Source organism: Bacillus sp. BML-BC051 (genome assembly GCF_019656175.1).
Classification (GTDB): Bacteria; Bacillota; Bacilli; order Bacillales; family Bacillaceae_G; genus Bacillus_A; species Bacillus_A mobilis.
The window spans coordinates 176,799-196,158 of the sequence record NZ_BPLI01000015.1 but is presented as its reverse complement, the minus strand read 5'-3'; the positions used below and the strand labels follow the sequence as shown (position 1 = coordinate 196,158).

16 protein-coding genes and 1 riboswitch are annotated in these 19,360 nt (G+C 34.7%); of the genes, 11 read left to right on the top strand and 5 right to left on the bottom strand.

What is annotated here, in order from left to right; all coding sequences use genetic code 11:
- The first annotated feature begins 173 nt into the window (after positions 1-173).
- Genes K5S59_RS07300 through K5S59_RS07290 form a run of 3 tightly spaced genes read left to right on the top strand, consistent with a single transcriptional unit; the run spans position 174 to position 2,383 of the window.
- A complete protein-coding gene (locus K5S59_RS07300) occupies positions 174-617 on the top strand; it encodes a GNAT family N-acetyltransferase (RefSeq protein WP_098258299.1) in 444 nt (147 codons plus the stop codon).
- A gap of 27 nt (positions 618-644) precedes the next feature.
- Positions 645-1,004, top strand: a complete 360-nt coding sequence (locus K5S59_RS07295) for a YunG family protein (RefSeq protein ID WP_000361991.1) — start codon at positions 645-647, stop codon at positions 1,002-1,004.
- A gap of 53 nt (positions 1,005-1,057) precedes the next feature.
- A complete protein-coding gene (locus K5S59_RS07290; RefSeq protein ID WP_002071319.1) occupies positions 1,058-2,383 on the top strand; it encodes a bifunctional S-methyl-5'-thioadenosine deaminase/S-adenosylhomocysteine deaminase in 1,326 nt (441 codons plus the stop codon).
- A gap of 207 nt (positions 2,384-2,590) precedes the next feature.
- Here K5S59_RS07290 and K5S59_RS07285 read toward each other — a convergent pair whose 3' ends face one another.
- Positions 2,591-3,979 carry an alpha/beta hydrolase gene (locus tag K5S59_RS07285; protein WP_001035263.1) on the bottom strand — a complete coding sequence of 463 codons (1,389 nt, stop codon included), beginning with the start codon at positions 3,977-3,979 and terminating at the stop codon, positions 2,591-2,593.
- Positions 3,980-4,541: 562 nt separating this feature from the next.
- On the opposite strand from K5S59_RS07285, the gene K5S59_RS07280 reads away from it, so the two are divergent.
- Positions 4,542-6,170 (top strand): peptide ABC transporter substrate-binding protein, encoded by a 1,629-nt coding sequence (locus tag K5S59_RS07280; protein WP_000823497.1) that lies wholly within the window; start codon positions 4,542-4,544, stop codon positions 6,168-6,170.
- Between the two features lie 51 nt (positions 6,171-6,221).
- Here the strand turns inward: K5S59_RS07280 and K5S59_RS07275 are convergent, their stop codons facing one another.
- On the bottom strand, positions 6,222-6,752 hold the full coding sequence (locus tag K5S59_RS07275; RefSeq protein ID WP_098258296.1) for a GNAT family N-acetyltransferase: 531 nt from the start codon (positions 6,750-6,752) through the stop codon (positions 6,222-6,224).
- A gap of 142 nt (positions 6,753-6,894) precedes the next feature.
- Between K5S59_RS07275 and K5S59_RS07270 the strand changes: the two genes are divergently transcribed.
- From K5S59_RS07270 to K5S59_RS07260, 3 genes are all read left to right on the top strand, one after another.
- Positions 6,895-7,593 (top strand): response regulator transcription factor, encoded by a 699-nt coding sequence (locus K5S59_RS07270; protein WP_120449835.1) that lies wholly within the window; start codon positions 6,895-6,897, stop codon positions 7,591-7,593.
- The gene (locus K5S59_RS07265; RefSeq protein ID WP_120449837.1) at positions 7,583-8,650 is read left to right on the top strand and encodes a sensor histidine kinase; all 1,068 of its coding nucleotides are present in this window, start codon (positions 7,583-7,585) and stop codon (positions 8,648-8,650) included. The genes K5S59_RS07270 and K5S59_RS07265 overlap by 11 nt, the downstream gene beginning before the upstream one ends.
- Before the next feature lie 81 nt (positions 8,651-8,731).
- The gene (locus tag K5S59_RS07260; protein ID WP_120449839.1) at positions 8,732-9,673 is read left to right on the top strand and encodes a M23 family metallopeptidase; all 942 of its coding nucleotides are present in this window, start codon (positions 8,732-8,734) and stop codon (positions 9,671-9,673) included.
- Here K5S59_RS07260 and K5S59_RS07255 read toward each other — a convergent pair.
- Positions 9,630-10,925 carry an Nramp family divalent metal transporter gene (locus K5S59_RS07255; RefSeq protein WP_120449841.1) on the bottom strand — a complete coding sequence of 432 codons (1,296 nt, stop codon included), beginning with the start codon at positions 10,923-10,925 and terminating at the stop codon, positions 9,630-9,632. The genes K5S59_RS07260 and K5S59_RS07255 overlap by 44 nt on opposite strands.
- Positions 10,926-11,400: 475 nt before the next feature.
- Between K5S59_RS07255 and trhO the strand changes: the two genes are divergently transcribed.
- Positions 11,401-12,360, top strand: a complete 960-nt coding sequence (gene trhO, locus K5S59_RS07250; RefSeq protein WP_000246222.1) for an oxygen-dependent tRNA uridine(34) hydroxylase TrhO — start codon at positions 11,401-11,403, stop codon at positions 12,358-12,360.
- Between the two features lie 175 nt (positions 12,361-12,535).
- Here the strand turns inward: trhO and K5S59_RS07245 are convergent, their stop codons facing one another.
- Positions 12,536-14,011: a hypothetical protein gene (locus K5S59_RS07245; protein ID WP_098872975.1), complete on the bottom strand. Its 1,476-nt coding sequence runs from the start codon at positions 14,009-14,011 to the stop codon at positions 12,536-12,538.
- Positions 14,012-14,185: 174 nt separating this feature from the next.
- Here K5S59_RS07245 and panE point away from each other — a divergent pair, with 174 nt between their 5' ends.
- Positions 14,186-15,130, top strand: coding sequence for a 2-dehydropantoate 2-reductase (gene panE / locus K5S59_RS07240; RefSeq protein ID WP_001221924.1), 945 nt, complete (start codon positions 14,186-14,188; stop codon positions 15,128-15,130).
- A gap of 55 nt (positions 15,131-15,185) precedes the next feature.
- Here panE and K5S59_RS30110 read toward each other — a convergent pair whose 3' ends face one another.
- Positions 15,186-15,314, bottom strand: coding sequence for a hypothetical protein (locus K5S59_RS30110; protein ID WP_000031869.1), 129 nt, complete (start codon positions 15,312-15,314; stop codon positions 15,186-15,188).
- A 139-nt stretch (positions 15,315-15,453) separates the two neighbouring features.
- Positions 15,454-15,600: riboswitch (cyclic di-AMP (ydaO/yuaA leader) on the top strand.
- A gap of 144 nt (positions 15,601-15,744) precedes the next feature.
- Here K5S59_RS30110 and K5S59_RS07235 point away from each other — a divergent pair.
- The gene (locus tag K5S59_RS07235; protein WP_098258293.1) at positions 15,745-17,571 is read left to right on the top strand and encodes an APC family permease; all 1,827 of its coding nucleotides are present in this window, start codon (positions 15,745-15,747) and stop codon (positions 17,569-17,571) included.
- A gap of 603 nt (positions 17,572-18,174) precedes the next feature.
- Entirely contained in the window at positions 18,175-19,335 is a 1,161-nt protein-coding gene (gene nheA / locus K5S59_RS07230; RefSeq protein ID WP_098872976.1) for a non-hemolytic enterotoxin NHE subunit A, read from the top strand.
- Positions 19,336-19,360 lie beyond the last annotated feature (25 nt).

Sequence of the window (19,360 nt, the reverse complement as noted above, 5' to 3'; positions counted from 1 at the left end):
CTATTCGGGGTTCAGTTCATTTTCAGGAATGGCGTTCTTTTTCTTTTAATAAATTGTTACCTATTCTGAAGAATTATAAAAGTAATTTCTTATTTACGGAAATAAGAGGTTTTTTAAATTATTTTTTCGAATCATTTTAATAGCTTACATATTGAAGGTGAGGAGAAAGAATCATGAAGATAAGAAAAGCATTATTAAGTGAAGCAAATGAATTAAGTGAACTCGCACTACATTCAAAAGCAACGTGGAACTATAGCGAAGAATTCATACTTGCTTGTAAGGAAGAATTAACAATTACCGATGAGTACATAAAAAACAATTTTGTATATGTTTTAGAAAACGATAATACGAAGATTGGATTTTTCTCATTTTTACGTAATGATAAAGCTCTCGATTTCTTATACATTCATCCTCGTTACAAAGGGAATGGGTACGGGAAAATACTTTGGGAGTATGTATTAGAAAAAGCAAATGAACTAGGAATAAAAAGTTTTACAATTGATAGTGATCCGAATGCAAAAGGGTTTTACTTGAAGATGGGAGCGAAGTTAATAGGAGAGACACCATCAACGGTTTTTGAGGATCGTTTACTGCCTCTTTTGAAATATGATGTGTAAAACAATTAATAGTAGGAGTAGCTGAGAATGGATAAAGTAAAGACAAAAAGAATATATGAAGCACTAATAAAATCATGGTCGATTGAAACGAGTTCAAAGTGGACAAGTGAAAATCTAGCAAAGGGACAGTGTGGTGTAACGGCTTTAGTCGTTCAAGATATATACGGAGGGGAAATTAAGAAGACAAAAATAGGAGAGGAGTGGCACTTTTATAACTGTATAGATGGGGAGAGGTTTGATTTTACAGAGACTCAATTCAATGAAAACCTGAATTATTTGGATATGGAATCAAATCGGGAAGAAGCACTTGCAGATACAAATGAAAAACAATATAGCATTTTGAAGGAAAAGATAATGAAAGAATTGAAATTATCTTTTGACTCTTAATCTTTAATAAGTTACTATAATGGTGGTAACTTATTAAAGGGAATTTCATAGAGTTGAAAGGGGAAATACTTTTGAAAACAACTTATGTAAACGCTACAATCGTAACGATGAATGAACAAAATGAAGTGATAGAAAATGGATATATCATTGTAGAAAATGATCAAATTATAGATGTAAAGAGCGGAGAATTCGCTAATGATTTTGCAGTAGATGAAGTAATTGACATGAAAGGAAAGTGGGTATTACCAGGGCTTGTAAATACACATACACATGTTGTAATGAGTCTCTTAAGAGGTATTGGCGATGATATGTTATTACAGCCATGGCTTGAGACGAGAATTTGGCCACTTGAAAGTCAGTTTACTCCAGAGCTTGCAGTTGCTAGTACGGAATTAGGATTACTTGAAATGGTGAAAAGTGGTACAACATCATTCTCTGACATGTTTAATCCAATTGGAGTAGATCAAGATGCAATTATGGAAACGGTATCAAGGAGTGGGATGCGAGCTGCTGTTTCAAGAACTTTATTTAGCTTCGGAACGAAAGATGATGAAAAGAAAGCAATCGAAGAAGCTGAAAAATATGTGAAGCGTTACTATAACGAAAGTGGTATGTTAACTACGATGGTTGCACCACATAGCCCATATACATGTTCTACAGAATTGTTAGAAGAATGTGCACGTATTGCAGTAGAAAATCAAACGATGGTTCATATTCACCTTTCGGAAACAGAGCGTGAAGTACGTGATATTGAAGCACAGTACGGAAAACGTCCAGTAGAATATGCAGCAAGTTGCGGATTGTTTAAACGTCCAACAGTTATTGCACACGGTGTAGTATTAAATGAAAATGAGCGTGCATTTTTAGCAGAACATGATGTTCGAGTAGCACATAACCCGAATAGTAATTTAAAACTAGGATCTGGTATAGCGAATGTAAAAGCGATGTTAGAAGCAGGAATGAAAGTAGGAATTGCAACAGATAGTGTTGCATCTAACAACAATTTAGATATGTTTGAAGAAATGCGTATAGCAACATTATTACAAAAAGGTATACATCAAGATGCAACAGCATTACCAGTTGAAACAGCTCTTACACTTGCGACTAAAGGGGCTGCTGAAGTAATCGGCATGAAACAAACAGGATCACTTGAGGTCGGAAAATGTGCTGATTTTATTACAATTGATCCATCTAATAAGCCGCATCTACAACCAGCAGACGAAGTATTATCGCACCTTGTATATGCTGCTAGTGGAAAAGATATTAGCGATGTTATTATTAACGGAAAACGAGTCGTTTGGAATGGCGAATGTAAAACGTTAGATGAAGAGCGTATTATATTTGAAGCGAGTCGTTATAAACGAGGTTTACAAAGATAGGTAATTTCAAGCTGTGGAGAAGTGCTTCTCCACAGCCTGTTTTTGTACCTTTCCCTGTGCTATGTGTCAACACTGATAAAAAGAGGGAAAGGAGAAATTTTTTATGAGTGTTGATTAATAAAACAGAAGAGAATGGTTTAGATAAAATCACTAGTTTCAAAAAAGCCTTCACGCAATAATGATTGCATGAAGGTTTTTGATGTTTTCTTATTTTTTTGTCTCATTGACCCATGTAATAATGTCCTGGATGACGTACTCGGGAACATTTGCAGGGATTTCGTACTCACTTGGAAGACTCAATTCCCCGTCACCCTCCGTGAAGAAATGATTCAATTTCGGATATTCTTTGAACTGAACATTCCCGCGGTTTGAAAGTCCTTCCTGCCATTTTGTATAATCTTCTTTTACTGTTACTTGATAATCGCGTGCCCCTTGCAGAATCAGCAAAGGCTCTTTTCGTGATTTTGCCTCCTCAACTGGACGCCACCTAGTAACATCATACATAAAATGAGGAGACGGAAATGGAAAATTGTATCCAGCTGGCGGATGGTCAGGATCGAAAGTAGGATCCAAGATAAAAGCGAACTGTCTTTTTAGTTCATTGATTACTTCCTTTGGCGCCCCAAGGTATTGACTCACATCAATGGCAGTGTCAGTCAAAGGGCGTGCAGGTGGTGCGAGTAAGATACTTCCTCGAACAAGTGAGGAAGGCGCTTTGCTCAGTATTCGCGGCATTGTGCCAGCTCCTTGGCTATGTCCGAGAATGAAAATATTATTTGGATCAATGCCTTCCTGCTGCGCTGCTGATTTTGCTGCATATATGGCATCAGCTGTAGTATCACGGTCTAACGTAACGGGTTCTGCACTCATCTTTAATGCGTGTTCAAAGGTGCGTTTTTCATAGCGTAACACCGCAATTCCGTTGGACGAAAGGCCCACCGCAATGTCTCGTAAGATTTTTGTTCCCAGATATGTACTATCGCGATCATGGATGCCAGCACCATGAACAAGAACAACTACGGGTACCTTTTCACCAGGCTTATGTTTCGGAACCGTTAATGTGGCAGGTAACGGATAGGTAGAACTTCCAATGACGATTTCACGTTCTTTATAGGAAGCAGGTTGATCGTAGCTAGGCTGCGGGATAATATAAGATTCTGGAGGCGTCCTTACCCCAACTTCATCTACTTTCCCACCAGGTGTGAATTTAAGGAGTAACGGTATGGTAGCTCCTTGGGTGGTTCCTGGAATTTCCACCGTCTGATGGACCAAGTTTCGTTCTTTTATCACGGGGGTTCCCATACTTTTTATCCCGCTCCAGTCACTTTGTTTCCACCAGTTTTGTAATGTGTTTGCTGTAAACTTAGATTGAAAAGCAGCAGACGTAAACTGAAGTGCCTCTGCATACTTACCTTGCTGGAGATATTCAAAAAATAACGATGTCCGCTCTGTTAAAGAGACTCGTTCCTTTTCTGTAGATTGTTTCGCATGTGTATTTGCGTGAATAGCTGTTGTAAGCGGGAAAGATGAAATGCCAAAAGAAAAGAGCAGGGTAAAGGAAAGTACTGTTTTTTGTATTTTCTTTTTTTTATTCATATTTTAACCTCCAATATGTGATGGTAAAAACAGGCATGGTAATTATGGTTCTGCTGCAAAAAGGCCTAATCCATTGATATGTTCATCTAAAACCAACCGTACTGATTTTGTCTTAATAACTCTGGTAACTCTTAATCTCTCTTTCTTCCTTCACTTCATATTTTGACTATACGAAACAAAGCTCTCGTTTTTCTTACTTGATCCTTACAAAAACCTTAAGTGTATAAAGTTTGTCAAATACCACTTTCTATCTGAACTTCTTTTTATGTGTTAACACTGATAAAAAGAGAATAAGGAGAGATTTCTTAGGGTGGTACTTTAATAATCATTGTGACGAATGTATATCAGTTTCTGTTGAAGAGTTAGTTCCGAAAGAACATTTCCTTCATACAATTGAGGGTACAATTAGTTTTGATTTTATTAAGGAAAAGCGATCCTTTTTTTAAAGGATCGCTTTTTTCTTGAACGAATAAATATTCAAAAGAATGTCGCATCTTTCTGTTCATATTTCTGCTATAATATATAACGCTTTATAATATTTTATACTTAAGGAGAACAATTCATGAAGCGAAAAAAGAGCCATTTAATGGTAATGGCACTTGTTACATCTTTATTATTAGCCGCTTGTAATAATAAAGTGAATAAAAGTGATGCAGAAGCTAAAAAACAAGTGTTAAATGTAACAGTATCAGAAGAAATTCCTTCTCTTGATACTGCGAAAACGATGGATGGTACATCAGCGCACGTTATGCAAAACATATTTGAGGGGTTATATGTATTAGATGATCAAGATCAGCCCATGCCAGGGATAGCAAAATCTTTTAAAAGAAGTGAAGATGGTAAAAAATATACATTTGATTTGCGTAAAGATGCAAAATGGTCAAATGGAGACAGTGTGACAGCAAATGATTTTATGTTTGCATGGAAACGCGCAATTAACCCTGAAACAGCGTCTCAATATGCGTACATGCTCTTTCATGTGAAAAATGCGAAAGAAATTAATAAAGGAACAATGCCTCTTGATAACCTTGGCGTTAAAGCAATAAATGATTATAAGTTAGAAGTGGAAATCGAACAGCCAATTCCGTATTTTTTACAGTTGTTAGCACTGCCGATATACTTACCACAGCATGAATCATTTTTGAAAGAACAAGGAAAGAATTATGCATTGGAACCTAGTAATCTCATATATAACGGGCCATTTGTATTAGAGAAATGGAAGCATGAACAAGAGTTTCAATTAAAGAAGAATGCTACATATTGGGATGAAAAGAAAGTGAAATTAGACGAGATAAACTTTCAAATTGTAAAGGATACAATGACGGCTGTTAATTTATACGAAGCTGGTGATTTGGACCGGGTTCCTATTAATTCTCAATTTGTAGACAAGTATAAAGGGAATAAGGAATTACATATGTCGAGCGAACCTGGAATTGCTATGCTACGTTTTAATGAGAAAAATAATGCGTTAGCAAATAAAAAGGTGCGTCAATCTATTTCATTAGCGTTAAATAAAGAAGATTTCGTTGCTCACTTTATTAATAACGGGGCCAAGTCTGCAAGCGGACTTGTACCGGCTGGTCATATACATGAAGAGACTGGTAAAGATTTTAGAAAAGAAAACGGAGATCTTTCTCCTTATAATTTGCAAAATGCGAAAAAGATTTGGGCAGAAGCGAAAAAAGAACTCGGAGTAGACGAAGTAAACCTCGAATTTTTAACATATGAACAAGATAATGCAAAACGTATGGCAGAATATATAAAAGGTGACTTAGAAAAGCATTTGCCAGGACTCGCGATACAAATTAAACAACAGCCATTTAAGCAAAAATTACAGTTAGAACAAACGGGAGATTACGATATATCTATGGCAAATTGGGGACCGGATTATAAAGACCCAATTAGTTATTTAGAACTCTTTACGACGGATAATCAGAATAACAAAATGAATTATTCTAACCGTCACTACGATGAATTAATAAAGAAAGCGAAAAGCGATTTAGTACTGGATCAGAAGAAAAGATGGGAAGCATTGCAAGAGGCCGAGCGTATTTTACTAGAGGATGCTGCAATCGCGCCGCTTTATCAAATGGGATCAGCTTACGTGCAAAAGGATTATGTAAAAGGGATTGAGAAGCATCAATTTGGTGGCGTTTATACTTATAAGAATGCTTATATTACTAAAGAATAAATACAAAAAACCTTACTTATTAAAAGTAAGGTTTTTTACGCATACATTCTATTAAACTGATTTTAATAAAGAGTAATAATTCGTGTCATAGGGGATATCATCTTGATACATATAATTTTTTAGAACGCCTTCTTTTTCAAAACCTAATTTTAATAGCACTTTATTGGAAGCTTCATTTTCAAGAAAGACAATTGCCCCAATACGCTTTAAGTGAAGTGTGTGGAAACCGTATGCTATAACTTCAGAAACAGCTTCCGTGGCATATCCACTTCCCCAGTGTTTAGGGAGGAAGGCATAACTTATATTGGCTCGTTTATGCTCAGAAGACCAATCGTGAAACCCGATTGTTCCAACGAGCTCTTTCTTGTCTTTTAATTCGATTCCCCATTTTATACCGCTTCTTGCATTGTAACTGAGCTTAAAGTTATGAATGACTTGTTTCACTTGATCAACATCTTGTAATGGTTTTTGGCCATAATAGCGCAGTACGTCAGTATTAGAAAAGCATTGTAGTATACCCGGTGCATCTTCTTCAGTAAGTTCTCGTAAAATGAGTCGGTCAGTTTTCAATTTAGGAAACATGCTTTCACTCCATTTCTTCTGAAACTAGAATGTGTTGTTATTATATAATTTAGTCTGAAAATAAAGATTATTCAAGAGGGAAGTATGGTTTTTATTTGTGATAAAATTGATTGTGGAATATATTTCAAAAAGAGGTTTGTATATGGAGAAAAATTCAATTTTAATTGTAGATGACGATCAAGATATTGTTCGATTTGTGAACGTGAATTTAATGCAAGAAGGTTTTAAAGTTTTTAGTGCTCATAATGGGGAAGAGGCTTTAGAAATAATAAATAATAACAGAATTCAACTTGCTATTTTGGATATTATGATGCCACAAATGGATGGAATAGAATTGTGTAGAAGGATTAGAGAGAAACATAGTTTACCAATTATGTTTTTAAGCGCAAAATCATCGGATGTAGATAAGGTAATAGGATTTAGTACTGGAGCAGATGATTTTATTGTGAAGCCGTTCAGTACAATTGAATTTATAGCAAGGGTGAAAGCTCAATTAAGAAGGTATACATATTTCAATCAAAATGCTGTCCAAGAAATAGAAAAGAAAATAAACATTAGAGGTTTAGAAATAGATGAAGTGTCGAGAACAGTAATGTTATATGGAGAAACAATCAATCTTACGAGAACTGAATATGATATTTTGTACTTAATGGCCGCTGCAAAGAATCGTGTGTTCACTATTGAAGAAATATATGAGAGCGTTTGGAAAGAAAGAGCCTATGAAAGTAATAATACAGTAATGGTTCATATTGCAAGATTAAGAAATAAAATTGAAGAGAATCCAAAAGAGCCGAAGTTTATTCAAAATGTTTGGGGAGTCGGATATAAAATTGAAGATTAAATCATTACAAGGCATTAGAACTAAGTTTTTTATCACATTCATATGTAGCATTCTGTTAGCAACTGTAAGTATAATAACGTTTCAAATTGTAATTGGAAATATATATAGTCATGTTACTGCGTTAGAGGAAAAATATTCACTTTTATATGTAATAGCTTTTTTAATTTTAACTACAATATACTTTGCATTCATGACAAAAACAATGATGAAAAGGTTATCTGAAATAAATAAGAACTTGAAAGAAATAAGTAATGGTAATTTGGAAATACATATACCTATTTCGAAAAATGACGAGATTGGTGAATTAGCGACGAATGTTAATAGAATGGCGAAAAGTTTAAAAGAGTCTATCGAAAATGAAAAAAAATTGCAGGAAATGAAAACTGAAATGATTAGTAATATTTCTCATGACTTACGAACACCTGTAACATCTCTAATCGGTTATGCGGACCTGTTAGGAAATCAGCTTCATTCAAATAGAGAAGAATGTGAACAGTATGTAAGTATATTAAAGCGAAAAAGTTATGAATTAAAAAATCAAGTAGATGATTTATTAGAGTATTGTCAAATAAATTATAGGGAGATTGAATTACATAAAAGTGTAGTAAATATGAAAGCGTTCATCGAACAAATCATGATTGATTTTGTACCACAACTAGATGATGCCGATATGAGCTTTTGTATTAATGGGGATAAGGAGTTACATGTGGAAATGGATGTAGCGCTTATGGTGAGGCTGTTCGAAAATGTAATTAGTAATAGTATTATTTATGGGAAAGACGGGAAACAAATTTTGATTCAAATTTCTAAAAGAGACAAGAATGTAGAAATAGAAATTAAAAATTTTGGACAATGTATTCTGAATGAGAACCTTCCTTACGTTTTTGAGAAGTTTTATCGTGGTGAAAAATCACGTAGCTCTCATACGGGTGGAAAAGGAATGGGACTTGCAATTGCGAGAAGTATAGCAGAGCTTCATAAAGGGGATATCACTGTGTGCAGTAACGAGAAAGAAACTGTTTTCACCATTGTTTTACCGCATTATAAAGAATTGTAAGAAAATCGTAAGTATTTCTTTTATATGTCGTAATTTTCACTTCGTATCATGTAGAACAAAGATATGAGGGGGGGATACAGCATGTGGAAGAAATATGTATTAGTAATTTTAGTTGCGTTTTTAATTATAAGTTGGAGTGTAGTTTATTTAGCTAAAGGCTTTATATCAGTCATTGTTTGGTGGGGTTTACAAGCTTTTAGCTTAGTATCAATCTTTATTTTGATAGGATCAGTATTACTATTTTTGTGGGAAGGCATTTTCAGAAAGCGAATAGATAGAACACTACTCTTCATCGTTCTTTTCTCTATAATTGGAGCTTGGCCTTTAGGATGGTTTGCGAACATTGGTAGACTTGCTTACCCGGCAGATGTGCATTCTACGAGCCCTAAAGTAGTCGTTCGCTTTCCTTTGAATGAACGAGCATTAGTGGGCTGGGGAGGCGATCGGTTAGAAACGAACTATCATGTTATAAAACCAAATGAACGATGGGCGTATGATATTCTTATTCCGCCTGCTGAAGTGAAAAGTAGTAATTTAGGGGATTATGGAATATATGGAGCGAAAGTGATAGCACCAGCTTCTGGAACAGTTGTATCTATCAATAATGATGAAAAAGATGTAGTTCCAGGAGAGGATGATTTTCAGTCAATGGCGGGGAATCATATTTATTTACGACTAGATGAATCAGGGACATTTTTGATTCTTGCCCATTTAAAAAAAGGATCAATTAATGTGAGGGAAGGACAACATGTAAATGAAGGAGAGGTTCTTGCTCAAGTCGGTAACTCCGGAAGTTCAAGTGAGCCGCATTTACATATTCATCATCAAAGGCAGGATCCATCCAAGGTGAGCATGTTTTTTTCGGAAGGATTACCACTTTACTTTCGAACTGAGAAAGGTGCGATAATGCCAGAAAGAGGTACATACATAAATGGCAATAAGAAAAGGTATTCCAGTTTTATTGGAATACCTTTTTCTATTACCCTACAAATGTTTGATACAGTAAGAAAATATTTAAAATGATAACAAGTGCAGCAATGATCCAAGCGATAAAGGTTGTTATGCGGTGGTTAACGAGTGCACCCATAATTTTTTTATTGCTTGTAAACATAATAAGAGGTACTAATGCAAAGGCAATACCGAATGATAAGACGACTTGGCTCATGACTAGAGCGTGAGTTGGATTTACACCTAAAGCGATAATAACTAATGGTGGAATCATTGTAATAAAGCGGCGTAAGTATAACGGAATATGCATTCGAATGAAACCTTGCATAATAATATCACCTGACATTGTACCGACAGAGGAGCTAGATAGTCCTGCGGATAAGAGCCCAATTCCAAATAAAGCAGCCGATACTGGACCGACTAAAGTACTGAACTGATTAAAAGCAACATTAAGGTCTTCAACATGCAAGCCATTTTTAAAGAATAGTGCAGCAGCAACAATTAACATACTCGCATTAATTGCTCCAGCGATAACCATTGCGATAATGATATCAATAAATTCGAAACGGAAAATTTTTTTCTTTTGTTCATCAGTTGTTCCAACCACGCGGCGTTGTGTCAATGCAGAATGTAAATAGATTGCATGTGGCATAACTGTTGCGCCTAATATCCCTGCTGCAAGTAATATACTGTCTACACCTTGGAATTTCGGAATCAATAGTCCTGAAAGAAGGGGACTTAATTCTGGTTTTGCATAAAAAACTTGAATCCCAAATGCTATTACTACAATAAAAATCATCCCTGTAATAATAGCTTCTAGTGGGCGAAATCCTCTGCGTTGAAACTCAAGAATAATAAATGATCCGACTGCTGTAATTAAAGCAGCTGGTAACATAGGTATTCCAAATAATAAATACAATCCGAGTGCTGCCCCGATAAATTCAGCTAAATCTGTAGCCATAATAACGAGTTCACCTTGTATCCATAAGCCGATAGACACAGGTTTTGGAAAGTGTTCGCGAGCTATTTCAGGTAAATTATTTCCCGTAGCAATTCCTAACTTAGCTGATAAAGTTTGAATTAATACTGCCATTAAGTTAGAAGCGAATATAACCCATAATAGTAAATATCCGTATTGTGAACCAGCAGCGATATTTGTAGCAAAGTTACCAGGGTCAATATAAGCTACGGATGCGATAAAAGCGGGTCCTAAAAACGGTAACAGTCGTTTCCAGCCTTTCGTTTCGCCACTTAAAGCTAAGTGTGCGGATTGAACAGTTGTACTTTGAGAAGGGACTTGTTCATCTTTTGATATATCTTTATTCATAGTAGTTTTCCCCTTTAAAATGTTAACTTGATGAAATTATTGTAAGTATTCTTATTGTTTATTTCAATACATTTAGATGTATTAGATGATATTTTTATTTGAACATAAATGTTTCCTTAGTGCAAATTATATGCCTTGCTGCAATGGATGGTGTCGTGTAATAAAAAATTGGGAGTTTATGGTGTGATGACGTGGGGAAACATAATGAATTAAAGGGCTATTTTTGAAATTTATGTGAACAAAAAGCCGATAATACAGCATATTAATTGATGGAATTGCATTTGTATGATATATAATATATTGGGATTACAACATAACCACAGGGTTTTGGTGTGTAATCTTGTTTTTTATTTTTGTTAACTGATAGAAAATAGTATAAAGAGTAGAAAATGGATTCATTTTCTTATTATATATGTTTTGATATGAACGTTAACTTATACATGATTTTAAAAATTAGATAGGTGGTAGAAATACATTGGCAACTACAAAACCATATAGAGTATTACTATATTACATGTACACAACAATTGAAAACCCAGAAGAATTCGCGGCAGAGCATTTAGCATTTTGTAATTCACTTGAATTAAAAGGTAGAATTCTTGTAGCAAAAGAAGGAATTAACGGAACTTGTTCTGGTACTGTAGAGCAAACAGAGAAATACATGGAAGCAATGAACAACGATCCACGTTTTGACGGTATCGTATTTAAAATAGATGAAGAAGAAGGGCATGCATTCAAGAAAATGCACGTACGTCCTCGTCCAGAGTTAGTTACACTTCGTCTAGAAGATGACATTAACCCACACGAAATAACTGGGAAGTATTTAGAGCCAAAAGATTTTTATGAGGCAATGAAACAAGAAGATACAGTTATTATTGATGCACGAAATGATTATGAGTTTGATTTAGGACACTTTAAAGGTGCGATCAAACCAGATATTGAATCATTCCGTGAATTACCAGATTGGATCAGAGAAAACAAAGAAACACTTGAAGGTAAAAAGATTTTAACGTATTGCACAGGCGGAATTCGTTGTGAGAAGTTTTCTGGTTGGTTAGTTCGTGAAGGTTATGAGGATGTAAGTCAGCTTCACGGCGGTATTGTAACTTACGGAAAAGACCCAGAAGTACAAGGTGAGCTTTGGGACGGACAATGTTACGTATTCGATGAGCGTATCGCTGTACCAGTAAACCAAAAAGAACATGTTATCGTTGGTAAAGACCACTTCTCAGGTGAACCTTGTGAGCGCTATGTAAACTGTTCAAATCCAGAATGTAATAAGAAGATTTTATGTTCTGAAGAAAACGAAGCGAAATATTTACGTGCATGTTCTCATGAATGTCGTGTAAGCCCACGTAACCGCTACGTAATACAACATGAATTAACGGAAGAGCAAGTAGCTGCTGCATTAGAGAAAATTGAAGCAGGGAAGTAAGCTGAATTAGTGTAATAAAAAAGTACTCCAAGTTTTAGTTTGGAGTACTTTTTCTATGTAGTTTTTGTCGGTAAGTCGATATATTTTGAGTTGCGCCGATATAATCGGAAAATCGCTCATAATAATTTCATTTACTGAATCCTGTCACGTATTTGAAATTTGAAAATAGTCTTCGTTACTTCTTATCATCTTTCTCTTTTATAGCAGAAAGTACAGTTTGTTTCACCCATGCTTTTCTTCGTTTATGTTGTTGACTCCATTGGTATAAACTTTGGGCACCTAAAATAAGTGAAATGACGATACCGCTAATTGCTATTAAAAGTGCGAAAAATTCCAGTGGTGACGATATTTTGTTTGAATCGGTGTTTCTTAAAAGGTCAATCATTGTAAATCCTAACATTTGGCCTACTACAGAGTAGAGCGTTAAAATTAATAGTAAAAGGCTATCTTTTTTAGAAGCGACATTTTCTTGATATTTAAATAAACTATCAAGATTTTGTTTTGCATTTGAGTATAGTACTTCAATGTTAAATAGATTTCTTAAGCGGAAGAAAATATCTTCACTCTGTGATTGGGATACTAGCTCTAAAGAAAAGTAATTCGCTGTAAATGAATTGATTGAATAAATTAATTTTTCTATTTCATTTGTATCTTGTTCAATATTTAACTCGGCATAAGCGTTTGCCATTTTTAATAAAACAACTTTATGAAATAGATTCAATAACAAGGCGTAATAAAACTCCCCGTACATTTGACTAGCAAGTTTAGCAAATTCGTGTTCACCCTCGTTTGTTATACATGTGAAAATATGTTCTTCCATAACAAAGTAGCGATTAGGAGCCCACCTTTGATAAGAATGTTTTATTAAATAATCTTGAATATAAGGAAGATTATTTGCGCTAATATAGGGCTTGCCATCGTCTGTTAATCCGGAAAGACTGGAAGCTCGGTATACATCGATTACATGAAGGTCGGACTTTTTGTTTATGGATAATAAAGTTTGTACATACATTCGTTGATCCTCAAAGAAGGGGAATGTTTGAAAGTAAGAACTCCGCAATCTCTTTTTCTCAAAGAAGTCTGTTACACCATGAAATAAATCACCGAATATAAGTTTTTCCACTTGTGAATATTGTTTTCCATTACATTCAATACAAATAGTCTCGTTTGTATCATTTTTAGTTTCAAGTACTCGGAAGCGGGCGGCGAATTCGATTGCTTCTGATAATGTCATGGTTGGAGCGGTTTCTACTTCTGTCCGAATTGTTAAGAAGCCAAGCTCATAAGGACAAAGTGTTACGTCAATAGAATGAATCTTGAAGGGAACGGAAATAAGATTTGTTGTTAAGTGTCCAGTTAAGTTCAGGTCTTTAGAATAGCGTTGCAATCCTTTTTGATGCTCTGAGTGAGGGAATAGTATTTTATTGGTAAATGAAAGATAGTATGCTTCCATATTTTGATGTGAAACTTGAAACTTTCCGTAGTATGTATTTTCATTTTCAAGATGATCGAGTCGAAAAGGGCGAAAATCATTTTTCTGTAAGAAAGGGAACATATTTTGTTCATATCCAGTTTTAAAAGAAAACGGGAATATGAATTGAAATATAGCTGTTGTTACATCTTTTTCCTCGATTGTTTGTATTGCCTCCATTTACATTGTTTCCTTTCATATATGCTATAAAAACAACATGCCCAAATTTATTTGAAAATAACCACTGTTTTATACTTGATTAAGAATGAAAATTCAGCTTATTTAGTAGGGGACATGTATAATGTTATGTATACGAAATGTTATAAAAATGTATTTTGAAAAGGAGGATGTTGTATGCGTATTTTAGTATTAGGAGCTGGTGGCGTCGGAGGCTTTTTTGGAGGGCGATTAGTCGAAAAAGGAGAAGATGTTACGTTTCTTGTCCGCAGTAAAAGAAAACAGCAATTAGAGGAAACGGGACTTGTTATTCGTAGTGTGAATGGGGATTTTTCCTTCCAACCGAAATTAATAACGAAGGAAGACCGAACTGCTCCATTTGATGTCATTTTATTTTCAACAAAAGCGTATCACTTAAACGAGGCAATTCAAGATTTGAAGCCGTTTGTAGGTGAAAATACTGTCATCATTCCATTGTTAAATGGTATCGCTCATGTATTACTATTACAAAAGGAATTCGGCGAAGAAAAAGTAATTGGCGGTTTATGCTTTATCGAGACGACGTTAAACGATCAAGGAGAAATTGTACAAACTAGCGCTGCCAACAGACTTGTCTTTGGAGAAATGAAGCTTCAAGATTCAGAGAGGATAAAGCATATTTCTAAAGCATTTGCAGGTACGAAATCTAGTTTTGTTTTAAGTGAAAACATTACGCAAGATATGTGGCATAAATATTTATTTATTACTGTAATGTCAGGTGTGACAACATTAATGCGTGCGCCAATCGGTCCAATTCGTGAGAGTGAAGGTGGACGTGATTTTATCCGAAATTTATTTGAGGAATCTGTACAAATCATGAGGGCATTAGGAGCTCCGGTAAAGGATAGTATTACCCAAGAACATATGAAAACGATTGATAAAATTTCGTATGATATGAAGTCATCGATGCAGCGTGATATGGAAAAAGGTTCGTCCATTGAAGGGAAGCATTTACAAGGATACTTACTAGATGTAGCAGAACAGTTTTCTATAGAAGCACCATTATTAGGGGCAGTATATCAAAATTTGAAAGTGTATGAAGAAATGCACCTTAATAAATCAGCAATAGAATTGGATGTATGAAAAAATAAAAAAGAAAGCAATATATAAGTGTATTGCTTTCTTTTTTTATGACAACTTATTTATTTCTTTTCGTTCTATCTGTCAAATTTATTTCCTGTTCACGTTTACCGTATAATTGATTAATTTCATTTGCTAATGCATCTAAATAGGAATCGGAAAAAATAGGCTTCTTTTCTTTAGACATATGGGTCTCCTTTATCAATTTTTTAGTATTCATTATGTATATTTACCGGCGGATTATGCGCAATCATTTAAATTTTTTCTTTTCAAAAATTTTTGTTTACATTTTGAAAATAAAGGAGTATTATAATCCACAGTTTCAATTTTCTAAATCGCTGAAACCGCATGGTACGGGGGACCCGTTCTTATGGATTAGTTCTTAATCCAATGGGGTGAATCCTTGAAAAAGGTAGGGCTACTCATAGGCCCGAATCCGACAGCTAACCTCGTAAGCGTTATATTGAGAAGGAAGGTGGAGCTTGTGCGACAAAAAATATAATGTCTACAAGTCTATTTCGTTATGGCTTGTAGACATTTTTTGTTTTCTGAAGAAATCGTTTATCGGCTGTAACTAGCAGAAAAGTTCGTACAAAATTATTGGAGAGTGGACAGCAGTGGTTTCATCTATCAAAAAGTTTTTAATTGGAAGGCCGTTAAAATCAACTGAGTTAGGAGAGCAAAAGCTTAATAAAACGAAGGCGTTAGCCATATTATCTTCTGACGCATTGTCATCGGTTGCATACGGACCGGAGCAAATTTTAATTGCATTAGCAGGTCTTGGGGCAATAGCTTATTGGTATTCCATTCCGATAGCTGTTGGGGTATTAGTGTTATTAACTGCTCTTATTTTATCTTATCGACAAATTATTTTCGCTTATCCGCATGGCGGAGGAGCGTATGTTGTATCAAAAGAAAATTTAGGGATGAATCCGGGGTTAATAGCTGGAGGGTCTTTATTAGTCGATTATATTTTAACTGTTGCAGTAAGTGTATCAGCAGGTACAGATGCGCTTACATCAGCTTTTCCTAGTTTACATGCACATAATGTAATCATTGCGATTATATTTGTTATATTTATTACTATTTTAAATTTAAGAGGGGTAACGGAATCGGCTTCCGTTTTAGCATATCCTGTTTATTTATTTGTTCTAGCACTATTTATATTAATTGGTGTAGGTATTTATAATATTATAACTGGTCAAGTTTCACCGACATTACACACGCCAATTGGAACACCAGTTGCAGGAATTAGTTTGTTCTTACTGCTACGAGCATTTGCTTCAGGAAGCTCTGCTTTAACAGGTGTTGAGGCGATCTCCAACGCAATTCCAAACTTTAAAGATCCTGCACCAAACAATGCAGCGAAAACATTGCTTGCAATGGGTGCATTACTTGCCGTTTTATTTTCAGGAATTGTCTTTTTAGCTTATTATTACGGAATTAATCCAAGTAAAGAAGTAACGGTTGTTTCACAAATTGCTGAACAAACTTTTGGACGTAATTTCATGTACTATTTCATACAAGGTACAACTGCTTTAATATTAATTCTTGCTGCTAATACAGGTTATTCTGCATTTCCACTATTAGCAGTCAACCTTGCAAAAGACAAGTTTATACCGAGAATGTTTATGATTAGAGGAGACCGACTAGGATACTCAAACGGAATTATTATACTTGGAATCGCATCGATTATTTTAATTGTAGCTTTCCAAGGACAAACGGAACATTTAATTCCGTTATACGCAGTAGGTGTATTTATTCCGTTTACCCTTTCTCAAACGGGTATGGTATTAAAATGGCTTCGTGAAAAACCTGAAGGATGGGCTTTGAGATTAACGGTCAATTTAATTGGAGCAGTCATTAGTTTTATCGTAATGAGTATGTTCTTTTTAACTAAATTCGCACAAGTTTGGTCGATCCTTATTTTCTTACCTGCAATCATATTCCTGTTCCACCGAATTAAGAAGCATTATGATGCAGTAGGCGATCAATTAAGTTTAAAAACTTGTGAGAGAATTGTTCCGATTGAAGGAAATGTAATTGTCGTTCCTGTGGCTGGTATGACACATGTGGTAGAAAATTCGTTGAACTATGCGAAGTCTCTTTCTGCAGATCAAGTTATCGCTGTATATGTTGCTTTTGACAGAGAAGAGGAAAAGAAATTTGAAGAGAAATGGAAGAAGTGGCAACCTGAAGTAAGACTTGTTACGTTACATTCTCATTATAGAAGTATTCTTCAACCGCTAACAAAGTTTATTGATACAGTGCAATATAAAGCGAGTGAATCAAATTACCGAGTTACGGTTGTTATACCACAGTTCATACCGAAAAAAGGTTGGCATAACATTCTTCATAACCAGTCTAGTTTACTCATTCGTGCGTATTTACTTTATAAAAGAAATGTTGTTATTACGACAGTTCCATATCATTTGAAAAAGTAAGAAGGTTTTTTAAGGATAGCTTCATGAAAGTGAAGCTATCCTTTTTGTGTATGCGCTATGCATAATTGCATACGACCTTAAAAAGTATATTAATATAATTTTTATATCTATAAGTACGTAGAGGTTTTTGTTGTGATATATGGATATTTCAATTGGAAAAGTGAAGCGGATTATATTTTGAAATAAGGACGGGAAAGCTTGAAAATAAAGGGAATGAAAATACTTCTTTACGTTGTATAAATAGCTGTGTTTAAATGACCTTACAGTACAAAACTTATATGAAAACAAAACGAAATTTCATACTTCTGTACGAAAAATATTTTAAAATGAATAATATTTCTGTGTAATATATTCACTGTACGAATGTGGGAATTGTGGTAAAAGAGAAATTTTATACAACCTTATTCATACTAACCACATATGAAAAGTTATGAAATGTTTTATAACAATAAGTAAGTACTGTAGCAATAAAAGTTGAGAGAGGTGGTTCATACATGGATCGCGGTGAGAACGTTCTCTATTTTAACCATCTCAAATTATGTGTAAGAAAATAGAATAATAAAATGCGATAGTAATAGTTACTAATACATAGGAGGAGTTAAAGTGAAAAAGACTTTAATTACAGGGTTATTGGTTACGGCAGTATCTACGAGTTGCTTCATTCCTGTAAGCGCTTACGCTAAGGAGGGGCAAACAGAAGTGAAAACAGTATATGCACAAAATGTAATTGCTCCAAATACATTATCCAATTCAATTAGAATGTTAGGATCACAGTCACCGCTTATACAAGCATACGGATTAGTTATTTTACAACAGCCAGACATTAAGGTGAATGCGATGAGTAGTTTGACGAATCATCAAAAGTTTGCAAAGGCAAATGTAAGAGAGTGGATCGATGAATATAACCCGAAGTTAATCGATTTAAATCAAGAGATGATGAGATACAGTACTAGATTTAATAGCTATTATAGTAAGCTCTATGAACTAGCAGGAAACGTAAATGAAGATGAACAAGCAAAAGCAGATTTTACAGGTGCATATGGAAAATTACAATTGCAAGTACAAAGCATTCAAGAGAGTATGGAGCAAGATTTATTAGAGTTAAATCGATTTAAAACGGTATTAGATAAAGATAGTAGCAACTTATCTATTAAAGCTGATGAAGCAATAAAAACACTGCAAGGATCAAGTGGAGATATTGTGAAATTAAGAGAAGATATTAAAAGAATTCAAGGGGAAATTCAAGCAGAGTTAACGACTATTTTGAATAGACCGCAAGAAATTATTAAAGGTTCTATTAATATCGGTAAACAAGTATTTACAATTACAAATCAAACTGCACAAACGAAGACAATTGATTTCGTTTCTATCGGTACTTTAAGTAATGAAATTGTAAATGCTGCAGATAGTCAAACGAGAGAAGCAGCTCTTCGCATTCAACAAAAGCAGAAAGAGCTACTACCACTTATTCAAAAGTTATCACAAACTGAAGCAGAGGCGACACAAATTACATTCATTGAAGATCAAGTAAGTAGCTTTACAGAACTAATCGATCGTCAAATCTTAACTTTAGAAACGTTATTAACGGATTGGAAAGTTTTAAATAATAATATGATCCAAATTCAAAAGAATGTTGAAGAAGGCACATATACAGACAGTAGTTTACTTCAAAAACATTTCAATCAAATTAAAAAAGTAAGTGATGAAATGAATAAACAAACGAATCAATTTGAAGATTACGTTACAAATGTTGAAGTACATTAAAAATAAGTAACGATATAGGGAGAGA